Annotated in this window: 11 protein-coding genes; 7 read left to right on the top strand and 4 right to left on the bottom strand. The window is 62.5% G+C overall.

Annotated features, from left to right (window positions below):
• Positions 1–656 precede the first annotated feature (656 nt).
• Together xerC and IFO71_RS20845 are read right to left on the bottom strand one after the other, a co-directional pair.
• Positions 657–1,628, bottom strand: coding sequence for a site-specific tyrosine recombinase XerC (gene xerC / locus IFO71_RS20850; protein WP_192031619.1), 972 nt, complete (start codon positions 1,626–1,628; stop codon positions 657–659).
• Positions 1,625–4,684, bottom strand: a complete 3,060-nt coding sequence (locus tag IFO71_RS20845; RefSeq protein ID WP_192031618.1) for a CHC2 zinc finger domain-containing protein — start codon at positions 4,682–4,684, stop codon at positions 1,625–1,627. Before IFO71_RS20845 ends, xerC begins: the two co-directional genes overlap by 4 nt.
• A gap of 105 nt (positions 4,685–4,789) precedes the next feature.
• Between IFO71_RS20845 and IFO71_RS20840 the strand changes: the two genes are divergently transcribed.
• The 7 genes from IFO71_RS20840 (at position 4,790) to IFO71_RS20810 (ending at position 8,460) form a co-directional block, all read left to right on the top strand.
• Positions 4,790–5,167 (top strand): helix-turn-helix domain-containing protein, encoded by a 378-nt coding sequence (locus IFO71_RS20840; protein ID WP_225444844.1) that lies wholly within the window; start codon positions 4,790–4,792, stop codon positions 5,165–5,167.
• Between the two features lie 66 nt (positions 5,168–5,233).
• Positions 5,234–5,539 carry a hypothetical protein gene (locus IFO71_RS20835; protein ID WP_192031617.1) on the top strand — a complete coding sequence of 102 codons (306 nt, stop codon included), beginning with the start codon at positions 5,234–5,236 and terminating at the stop codon, positions 5,537–5,539.
• Between the two features lie 13 nt (positions 5,540–5,552).
• Positions 5,553–5,753, top strand: coding sequence for a toxin-antitoxin system, antitoxin component, Xre family protein (locus IFO71_RS20830; RefSeq protein ID WP_192031616.1), 201 nt, complete (start codon positions 5,553–5,555; stop codon positions 5,751–5,753).
• Between the two features lie 13 nt (positions 5,754–5,766).
• On the top strand, positions 5,767–6,078 hold the full coding sequence (locus IFO71_RS20825) for a type II toxin-antitoxin system PemK/MazF family toxin (protein WP_332309429.1): 312 nt from the start codon (positions 5,767–5,769) through the stop codon (positions 6,076–6,078).
• A gap of 208 nt (positions 6,079–6,286) precedes the next feature.
• Complete coding sequence (locus IFO71_RS20820) at positions 6,287–6,589, top strand: hypothetical protein (RefSeq protein ID WP_192031614.1); 303 nt, start codon at positions 6,287–6,289, stop codon at positions 6,587–6,589.
• On the top strand, positions 6,586–7,173 hold the full coding sequence (locus IFO71_RS20815; RefSeq protein ID WP_192031613.1) for an ORF6N domain-containing protein: 588 nt from the start codon (positions 6,586–6,588) through the stop codon (positions 7,171–7,173). Before IFO71_RS20820 ends, IFO71_RS20815 begins: the two co-directional genes overlap by 4 nt.
• A gap of 699 nt (positions 7,174–7,872) precedes the next feature.
• Positions 7,873–8,460, top strand: coding sequence for an ORF6N domain-containing protein (locus IFO71_RS20810; protein WP_192031612.1), 588 nt, complete (start codon positions 7,873–7,875; stop codon positions 8,458–8,460).
• A 113-nt stretch (positions 8,461–8,573) separates the two neighbouring features.
• Here IFO71_RS20810 and IFO71_RS20805 read toward each other — a convergent pair whose 3' ends face one another.
• Complete coding sequence (locus tag IFO71_RS20805; protein ID WP_192031611.1) at positions 8,574–9,086, bottom strand: hypothetical protein; 513 nt, start codon at positions 9,084–9,086, stop codon at positions 8,574–8,576.
• Positions 9,074–9,751 (bottom strand): RHS repeat-associated core domain-containing protein (locus tag IFO71_RS22105; RefSeq protein WP_225444843.1); only part of this gene is annotated, 678 nt, incomplete at its 5' end. The genes IFO71_RS20805 and IFO71_RS22105, both read right to left, overlap by 13 nt.

The following is a 9,751-nucleotide window of genomic DNA, read 5'->3' as shown; positions in this document are numbered from 1 at the left end:
CAGACGCGCGGAGCGCGTGCAGGAGCTGGCCGATGCCGCGCAGGACGCGCGGCCACCACAGCGAGTGCAGGGATGCACGGGGCGGCCATGCGACATAGCGACGAATTACGCGAGCGCGGGGCTCTCAGGCGGCAGGACGCCGCCTGCCGCGCGCCACCACAGGAGGTTGGCGCGTAATTGCGCGTTATGTCGAATGGCCGCCGAGAGCCCCGTGAGCGCGTACCAATGCAGATCGACAGCGCGTTGCGCTTCCGCGCGATACGGGGATGGGGGCTGATTCCTCTGCTCGGAGCGGCAGGCGTGCGGGGTGTGCTGGCGATAGCGTTGAGATTCACTGCGAGATCCAGGCACACGCCGGGCGCCTGCTGGCCACGCTTGGCGTGCGGGCGTAGCCGGCACGCACTACCGCGAGGCAGGAGCCGAGCGAGGTTGAATCGGAGCAAGCGGCTAAGAGGAAATGGCCATGGACGGCCAGAGGCAGCGGGCGCGGCGCTTGCGCTCTTTGCGCTGGAGCCCGCAGCGGCTGAATGCCGCGGAGGGCACAGGCGCCTGCAAGCGCCGTGACGGCGGTAACAGGGCGATACGCTCTCCTCGAGTCGGAGCGCGGCCTTCGGTTCGGCGATGCCGTGTCCGAGCGTCCGCTTAAACGCGCAGCGTTAAGCGGCGCCATCGTCGGTGTCCTCGCTGTCCTTAGCCTTTGGCTTGCGCGTCAGGCTGGCCGCCGGGTGGGTCGCCGCGTGCACTGCCTTGAGCTGACCGATGGCGACATGGGTATAGATCGCGGTCGTCGATAACTGCGCATGCCCCAGCATCGCCTGCAGGTAGCGCACGTCGGCGCCGCGGTCGAGCATATGGGTCGCCATGCTATGGCGCAGGATGTGACAGGCGCCCGGCGTGTCGATGCCGGCCTCGGCAAGCAGGGTTTTCATCCGCTCGGTGAGCTGCGAGGGCCGCAGCGGTTTGCCGTCCGGGCGCAGCCATAGCCGGCGATCGTCCGGCGGTATCACCCACAGCGGTCGCACTTCGTCGCGGTATTTCAGCAGCCAGGCCAGCGCGCGCTCGCCAATCGGCACCACCCGATCCTTACGGCCCTTGCCCTCGATCACCCGCACGATGCCGGCGGCGTGGTTCACCGCATCGAGCTTCATCGCCAGCAATTCCCCTCGACGCAGCCCGGTGCTGTACAGCGTTTCGATAATCGCCCGATCGCGGATGCCGACCTCGCCGTAAATAGCCACATGCCGCAACAGCTGCTCGATTTCCTCCACGCTCAGCCAATGCCGCGGCAGGCGCTTCGGCAGCCGTGGCAGTTCGAGGTCGGCCGCCGGATTCGCTGCCAACTGACCCGAGCGCACCAGCCAGCGAAACAGCGCGTTCAATGGCAGCAGCAACTGCTGCTGAAACGCCAGCGACAGCGGCGACCCGTCGCGCTTGCGCGCATGGTGCAGATGGCGCTGGTAGCGCTCCAGCAGCGGCAGGGTGATCTGCTCCGGCGCCAACTCGCGCTCCTCGCACCAGGCGATAAACCGCCGCAGCCCCCGTTCACGGGTCGTGATCGTCAGCGGCGACATCCCCTTGGCCGCACTGGCATCGAGGAATTGCCGTAGCAGGGTTGGCCAGGCGCTCATGGGGTCGGATGCGCGCCGTTGGGTTTACGTTGCGTGGCGGTTCGTCGCGGCGTCCCGGGTAGTGCGGTTTCCTCAACAGCAGCGGCTAAAGAGGAAATATCGGCATCAGGCGTGGCGTTGCGGGGCGTTTCCTCGCCACGCGAACCGGCCGCGAACCCACCGCGATGGGGCCGCGATGACCCCGCGAACTCCGGCCCGGACCCCCGCGAACTCACCGCTGTACCCCGCGAACTTGGCGTCGTATCGGTAGATCGCAGGACGTCGACATCCACCAGTCCCATCACACGTGGCACGGCATCCTCTGCGGTGCCATCGAATTGCAGCTCATAGACAAACGATTGGCCGCGCTGACCGCGATGCACCAGCAGGTAATCGAGATCCACCAAACGTTCCAGGTGCAGCCGTAGCTGCGTCTCGCTCAATCCCGCGACCGCGCGCACGTCGGCGCGCGTGAATCGCAAATCGCGGCGCTCGATCCGTTGCGCTGCGCAACGCGCTCCAACCATCGCCACAATCATGCCGAGCAAGCGCCGCGTCTGTGGCGGCAATTCATCCAGCGACCGCCCCAGCACCTCATGCGCCAAGCGATTGGCCAGCGCAATATCGTCCAGCGTGACCTCGACATACTCGACCACCTTACCGGCGACCGTGGCCGTCTTCACCGGCCGTTGGTACTGATGCAAAAACGCAATCGCGTCGATCAGGGTCAAATACTTGGCATGATCGCGCCGCATCCGCGTCGATTCCGAGCGAAACGTCAACGCCTCGGCATACGGATTGACCACCGCCAGCGGCTTGAGCAGCGATTGTGCCGCCTGGTGCAATGCGCGAATCGCCGCGCCTTGCTTGCTCGCCACCAGTCCCGCCAGCGTGCGCGCTTCGCGCTGCCGGCGATGAATCGCCTCGGTCTGCTCGCGCGTCTCGTTGATCGTCAGCACCAGGCAGCGATTGAGTAGCTCTTCGTCGAGATCGATCGCGGTAGTGGTGAGGAACAGCATGACGGGGCCTTCCACCCGGTATTCCTCCGTCACCAGCTTGCCCGTCGTCGGATCTTTGCCGGTTGAGGCAATCGTGAGTTCACCCTGCGATTGCAGCAGCTTCAGCGCATAGGCCGCCTGGCGCACGCCTTCTTCTTCGGCGATAGCCAGAATGGAATGGCGCAGATCGCCCTCGCCGAGGTAGAACAGGCTCTGCCCGGTCATCGCCGAGTAATGAACACGTTCGTGTTCCGGCATCAGTGACAACAGCGCATCCATCAGCGTCGACTTGCCGGCCGCACTGGTGCTCTGAATAAGAATCGCCAGCGGCTTATCCAGCTTGCGCGACACACAGGCGAGATAGCCGACCAGCGCATTCGCATCCTCACCGACCACGCCAATGGCACCCACATCGCTCACAATCCGTTCCACCAAACGCGGATCGCGCAGCAGGGCCAGCGCCCGGTCCTGCTGCTCCGGAGACACCGATGCCTCGGCTTTCTTCGGGGTCACTGCCGCTCGAATTGCCTGTTCCTGCAGACCTTCCAGCGCCAGCAACAGCTTGGCCAGGTCGCGCTCGATCACCGATTCCTCGGTATCTAGCGCCGAGGCCGACTGCTTCACAAACACCTGCCGCGCCTTGGCCGCATACAGGTCCAGCGTGTCGATATGCATCTGCTCACCACGTACGGCGAGGACGTTGACCTTGAGCGTGTCGGCCGACAGGTTCTTGGCCAGCCCACGCACGCGGTAACGCCGATCACCCAGCACAATCACCGCTTGCTGCTCGCTGACCTCAATCGCCGGGCCATCGCTTGGGCTCGGCGACGTGGAGGACGCCAACACCTCAGCCACCGGCGCAGGCAACGCAACAGCAGCGACTAAAGGGGAAACCTCCGCAAGCGCTGGCGCGGCCACGGGCGCCGGGGCGTCCTGCACCTTCACCGGCCGTTCCACCGCCACATGCACCGGCAACGCTTTGGCAGTCCCCATCGGCACCGCCTGTTGCAACACCAGGCCGAGGCTCTTCGCCGCTGGGCCGACTTTCAGCGCGTAAGCGTTGGCGTCGAGCGACTTCGGGAACTGCACCCGATAGGCCGCGATGCCCTGCGCGGCCAGCTTCGGCGCCAATGCTTCGGCCGCCCGCTCGCCGGCCTCGTCACGGTCATACGCAATCAACACTCGCTGCGTACTGTTCTCGATCAGCGCCTGCAGCAACTCATCGGTGAATCCGCCGACCCCAAACGCCGAGGTGACGTGGCGATAGCCCGCACACCAAAACGTCAGCGCATCCAGCAGCGCTTCGCACAAAATCACCTCGTTCGAGCCGCGAATGCCGGTCAGGTTGAATACGCCCCGATGCGGGCCGGGCAGGTACAGGTGTAAGGGCGTGCCTTCGCGCTGCTGATCCGACAGCTTGCGGCCGTAAAGTTCGGCCACATTCCCCGCCGCATCGAATACCGGCACCACCAGCGACCCGGCCAGGTGTTCATGCCCCGAGGCCCGCAACACGCCCAGCCGCTGCAGCTGACCGCGCACCGCGGCCCCCGCCTTGAGCTGCTTTTCCGGCAAGCGATAGGCCAATGTGCGATTGGCATAGCCGAGTTTGAACACGTCGATCACCTCGGGATGGTCCAGCCCCCGCTTGGCCAGATAGGCCTGCACGGCGGCGTCGGTGCGCAGCGTTTGGTGATACAGCTCGACCACCTCGGCCAACAGCGCCGCATCGTCCGCGTCCGCCGGCAACGGCGCGATCACGCGTGCCGAGGTACTCGGCACATCACCCGCCGTTTCCCCCAGTTCGGCCCGCAACACCTCCACCGCCCGCCGAAATGCCAGGCCCCGCCGTTTCATCAGCCAATCGATCGGCGAGCCCGCCGCGCCACAGGCAAAGCAGTGAAACAAGTTCTTATCCGGGCTCACGATCAACGAGGGCTCGTTATCGCCGTCATGGAACGGACAGGCACAGGCCCAGTCCTTGCCGGTGCGCTTGAGGGTGTGGCCATCGGCCTCGATCAGGCGAACCAGATTCACCGAGTTACGCAGGCGGTCGATCTCGGCATCGGGGATACGGGCCATTCGGGACTCCTCGGGCAAAAACCCGTCAAGTAGCAGATTGAGAACTTTAGGCGACTCTACTATAGTCCTTTCTCAGTCGCTACTTGTCACCCTGGGGGTACCGTCATGACCCATCCCATGCTCGCCCAATTGTTTATGCACTTCCCCAAGCGACTTGCCGAGATCCGTAAGGAGCGCGGCCTTACCCAGCAGCTGATGGCCGATCAGGCAGGCGTCCATGTCTCGCAGTACAAGCGCTACGAGTCAGGCAACTCACAGCCGACGATTGAGGTCTTCCAGCGGATCGTTCTAGCGCTAAACGTCAGCGCCGACGCGTTGCTGTTCGAGGACAACGAACGCGGGCCCAAAGATGAGCGGTTACGCCTGCAGTTCGAGGCCGTCGGTAAGCTCAGCGCTAAAGAGCGCGAGGCGGTCCAGACCTTGATCGACGGGGTATTGCTGATGCACGACGCCAAGCGCTATACCGCACGGGTCAGCGGCTAGCGGTCACAGGCAGGCACGCGGCTACGTCGCTGCCAGCGACATCAACAGCGCCGGGAGGAAAAGACAATGCGCAAACAATGGAACGCACTGTTGCTCTCAATTGGCTTGTTTCTTGGTTTTCTTCGCAAGCAGTTGATTAACTGGCCGACGTCTATTCGCACGCCGCTGCGCGCTGGACTGATGGTGATTTGCACGGCTTTTGCGGCCAAACTTTACAGCTTGTTTCGCGAACTACCGCACGGATGGGACCAGGCGTTGCTCGACAACATCGGTGACCCTCGCGCTATCGTGATCAGTGGCTACCTTGCAATGATCTTTGCCATGGCGACCGGCTATTCCTACGTCGCTGACAAGCTACGACGATCGCTATGAACTCGGAGACTCAATGAGCACCGCCATCGACCATCTCGCCGAAAAACTCGCCCAGCTGCCGCCAGAACGCATCGCCGAGGTGGTCGACTTTGTCGACTTTATCGCCGAGCGTGAACACGAGCGCACGTTGGTGCGTGCCGCGCAAACCGCCAGCGAAACCAGCCTCGCTCGACTCTGGAACAACGACGTCGATGCCGCCTATGACCAGCTATAGCTTCGGCGACGTGGTGTTGGTGCCGTTTCCGTTCACCGATCAGACCGGCAAGAAACAACGCCCCGCGGTCGTCGTCAGCTCTGATCGTTATCAGCGTGAGCGGCCCGATTTGATCCTGATGCCGATCACCAGCCAGAACCCGGGATCGACCCGCTTTGGCGATGTGCCGGTCAGCGACACAAAAACCGCCGGTCTGCTCATGCCCGGTGTGGTCAAACCGATTATTTTCACCGTCGAGGCCGGCTTGGTGCGCAAGCCGCTCGGCCAGCTCGCCGATGACGATCAACGCGCCGTGCGGCACACCATCGCGCAGTTGATTGGGTAGCTGCTGCGACAACGCCCGGCGAGGCCGGGCGTTGTGGGGGAAGTGAGCGTTAGGCAGTGGCGGGTTAAGAACCCGCCCTACGCGGGCTACACCAAATGCCCGGCGATGGCCGGGCGTTTGGTGGAAGTTAGCGTTAGCGGCGGGCCGAGACGACGACACCCGCCTTACGGGTTATGAGGCAGGCCAGACGATGCCCACTCTGGAGGTCATGAAAAAGCTGGCCATCGGCTTGTCCGTTAGCGCAGACCTGCTGCTTTTTGACGAGGAGGAGCGCGGTCCTGACGATCAACTGCGGATGCAGTTCGAGGCAATCAAACAGTTCGACGAGGAAGACCGGCAGCTTGCCTTGGGATTGCTCGAGGGCTTGATCCTCAAACACCAGGCTAAGCGCCTCCTGATGCGCAGCACGACCAGCGCAGCGCACCGCGAGCCGAGCACGCGGACAACACCGGCACCGAGCAAAGCCAAGCGATCCACCGGCAAACGCGCACCGCAGAGCAGCCATCGATGAGCCTGCCCGCTGCCTTGCTGCCGCTGGAGTCGATCACCCAGCGCATTATTTCCCTGCGCGGTCAGCGGGTAATCGTGGACGCCGATCTCGCCACGCTTTACGACGTGCCGACCAAGCGTTTCAACGAAGCGGTCAAACGCAATCTGGCGAAATTTCCCGACGACTTCATGTTCGTGCTGACCGAGGACGAGTTCGCCGCTTTGAGGTCGCAATCTGCGACCTCAAACCCCGGTCGCGGCGGTCGGCGCTACCTGCCGCGTGTGTTCACCGAGCACGGCGCGCTGATGGCAGCGACCTTGCTCAATAGCCCACGCGCCATTGAGGTGTCGGTGTATGTGGTGCGCGCCTTTGTGCGTCTGCGCGAACTCGCCGCTACCCACGCCGACCTGGCCAAGCGGCTGGCCGATCTCGAACAGAAAACCGAGGCGTTGGCGATTAAGCATGAGGGATTCAGCCGCAATACCCGCGTGCAGTTGAAGCAAGTGTTCGACGCCTTGCGCGAATTGATGACGCCGCCGGAGCCACCGAAGCGGCCAATCGGCTTTGTGGCGCCGGAGGATAAGAAGGCCAAGGGGAAACGCTGAGGCTGGAACGGCAACGCCCGGCGAGGCCGGGCGGTGTTGGTGGAAGTTGGCGTTAGAAAGGCGGCGGGTCGAGACCCGCCCTACGCGGGCTGAGCCCGTTCCTGGACAAGTGCCTTGAGCACGTGTGGGTGTTTGGGCCAGCAGGATCGAAGCTCATCACGGCGCGGGGACGACGTCAGCTCCCCACCAAGACGCCGAATATTTGTCCGAGCACCGAATCGGTGAATCAGATCGGCTTGACCCGGGGGAGGCGTCCATATATGTCCAGGTTTGCCCCTGGAAGTGAGCGTTAGCGGTGGGTGTAGGGCGGGTCTTGACCCGCCAAGGGAACACACGACACGGCCCAAATTCTTCGCATCAGAGCAGACACAACACAACGATTACGCGGGCCACGGCCAACCGCGATCACAAAGCGGCGGATCAAAGACCCGCCCTACGCGGGCTCAAACAGGCCGGCGTTGAGCCGGATGAGTTTCTGCTGCAGTAACGACAACGCCCGACAAAGCCGGGCGTTGTGGTGGAAGTGAGCGTTAGCGGCGGGTGTAGGGCGGGTCTTGACCCGCCAAGGGAACACACGACACGGCCAAAATTCTTCGCATCAGAGCAGACACAACACAACGATTACGCGGGCCACGGCCCACCGAGATCACAAAGCGGCGGGTCAAAGACCCGCCCTACGCGGGCTGAGGCGGCGCGGTGATGAGTACAGGGCGCACGCAGCCACTCCAGCCGCTGATCCAAAGTCGAATCCTGCTGTTGCGTGAGCACCGGGTCATGCTCGATGCCGATCTGGCCCAGCTTTATGGCGTCGAAACCCGGGTGCTGGTGCAGGCAGTCAAGCGCCAGCTGAAACGCTTCCCCGACGACTTCATGTTCCAGCTCAGCGCCGAGGAGTTCGCCGACTTGAGATCACAATCTGTGATCTCAAGTGCCGGCCACGGCGGTCGCCGCACCGCGCCGTATGCCTTTACCGAACAAGGTGTGGCGATGCTGTCCTCGGTGCTCAACAGTCCGCGCGCGATCGCGGTGAACATCGAGATCATGCGCACCTTTGTGCGGGTGCGGGAATTGGCCGCTACCCATGCCGATCTCGCCAAGCGGCTGGCCGACCTCGAACAGAAAACCGAGGCGTTGGCGATCAAGCATGACGGATTCAGCCGCAATACCCGCGTGCAGTTGAAGCAGGTGTTCGATGCCTTGCGCGAATTGATGACGCCGCCGGAGCCACCGAAACGGCCGATCGGCTTTGTGGCGCCGGAGGATAAGAAGGCCAAGGGGAAACGCTGAGGCTGGAACGGCAACGCCCGGCGAGACCGGGCGTTGCGGGGGAAGTGAGCGTTAGGCAGTGGCGGGTTAAGAACCCGCCCTACGCGGGCTATGTTGACCCGCCTTACCGTGTTTCAGCGGAACAAGACTGACTTTCCGATAGCACGCTCGCAATCTATTCTCTCGACTAGCGAGTCAAGCGGCAAAGATCGACCAACATCGTCCACCTGCCTCAATCCAACCATCCCTTCCGAATCGAGGGCTGCAGCGCCAAGAAATGACGGTGCCAGCTGAACCCCATTGTGGTCCGTCCTGGCGAAGAACACATAACGTGTACCTTGTTCGAAACTCGGCCGCTCGATTGGATTCAAGTCGAACAGAGTTTGCAGCCTACCTTCCGGCCACTCTTCGGCCGCAAACACACCGCAGATGACTCGATCTACATTGAGCTCAAGTCGACCCAAATGACTGAAGCCGGTCGCCAAAAGCGGCTCTGTCCCTCGGCGGTGAACGGTCCCAACGAAGATGAAATCCGAAGATGCAACGATTTCATCCAGATTAACTGGCGGAAGACGGGCCAGCCCCGACGAGCAGTGGGCCATCAGACCCCAACAAAGCAAGCACTTAGCAACAATCATTTGCCGCATGTGAAGCAGCTCCTCTCCACGTCGTCCACACGATTCTCAGCTTCTTGACCAGCTCCGGCGTACTCCGGACCCATGTTGTGCATCGCCTCGTGGAACACGGTGGCCTTCAAGCAGCCGCACTTCGGGTTGGGCACCATGGTTAGGGACGGGTTGAGTGCGGTTAGTCCGTTCGTGAGTGACTGCCCACATTGGTTAGTACCCCGGCACTGGTAGACGACTGTTTCCGTGAAATAGCGCAGAATCTCCTGGTAATACTTGCACCCCTTACAGGTTTGACAGCCGTCGATCATCCCAGCTGCACATTGCTTCGCGAGATCAAGGAGCACATCGATCATCGCCTGCACTATTTGGGCACGCTGTTCTGATGAACAACTTGGGCCAAATCGGAAGAGGCCAAATGGATCTGTACCTGTCAGCGGATTACCTTTGACGTAACCGAATGTCGACATTCCCCCAACAAGCCCGACGGGATCACTCTCAACGTAACGCCCTGTTGAGGGATCATAATCCCGGAAGTAGTTGTAATGCAGCCCGGATTCCGAATCGTAGTATTGGCCAGGAAACCGTAACCTTGACGCACAGTTCCACCGCCGACGGCGTTTTCCCTTATAGCGCCTGGACTTAGCGAGGGCAGCGAGCATGGCGGCGAGGACGGTCCTAAAAAA

This window comes from Pseudomarimonas arenosa, from assembly GCF_014841215.1.
Taxonomy (GTDB): domain Bacteria; phylum Pseudomonadota; class Gammaproteobacteria; order Xanthomonadales; family Xanthomonadaceae; genus Pseudomarimonas; species Pseudomarimonas arenosa.
The sequence above is the reverse complement of the archived record's forward strand: the minus strand, read 5'-3'. Positions and strand labels throughout refer to the sequence as shown.

Coding starts and splice junctions, on each gene's coding strand:
- xerC (WP_192031619.1), bottom strand. CDS start 1,628: ATGAGCGCCTGGCCAACCCTGCTACGGCAATTCCTCGATGCCAGTGCG.
- IFO71_RS20845 (WP_192031618.1), bottom strand. CDS start 4,684: ATGGCCCGTATCCCCGATGCCGAGATCGACCGCCTGCGTAACTCGGTG.
- IFO71_RS20840 (WP_225444844.1), top strand. CDS start 4,790: ATGACCCATCCCATGCTCGCCCAATTGTTTATGCACTTCCCCAAGCGA.
- IFO71_RS20835 (WP_192031617.1), top strand. CDS start 5,234: ATGCGCAAACAATGGAACGCACTGTTGCTCTCAATTGGCTTGTTTCTT.
- IFO71_RS20830 (WP_192031616.1), top strand. CDS start 5,553: ATGAGCACCGCCATCGACCATCTCGCCGAAAAACTCGCCCAGCTGCCG.
- IFO71_RS20820 (WP_192031614.1), top strand. CDS start 6,287: ATGAAAAAGCTGGCCATCGGCTTGTCCGTTAGCGCAGACCTGCTGCTT.
- IFO71_RS20815 (WP_192031613.1), top strand. CDS start 6,586: ATGAGCCTGCCCGCTGCCTTGCTGCCGCTGGAGTCGATCACCCAGCGC.
- IFO71_RS20810 (WP_192031612.1), top strand. CDS start 7,873: ATGAGTACAGGGCGCACGCAGCCACTCCAGCCGCTGATCCAAAGTCGA.
- IFO71_RS20805 (WP_192031611.1), bottom strand. CDS start 9,086: ATGCGGCAAATGATTGTTGCTAAGTGCTTGCTTTGTTGGGGTCTGATG.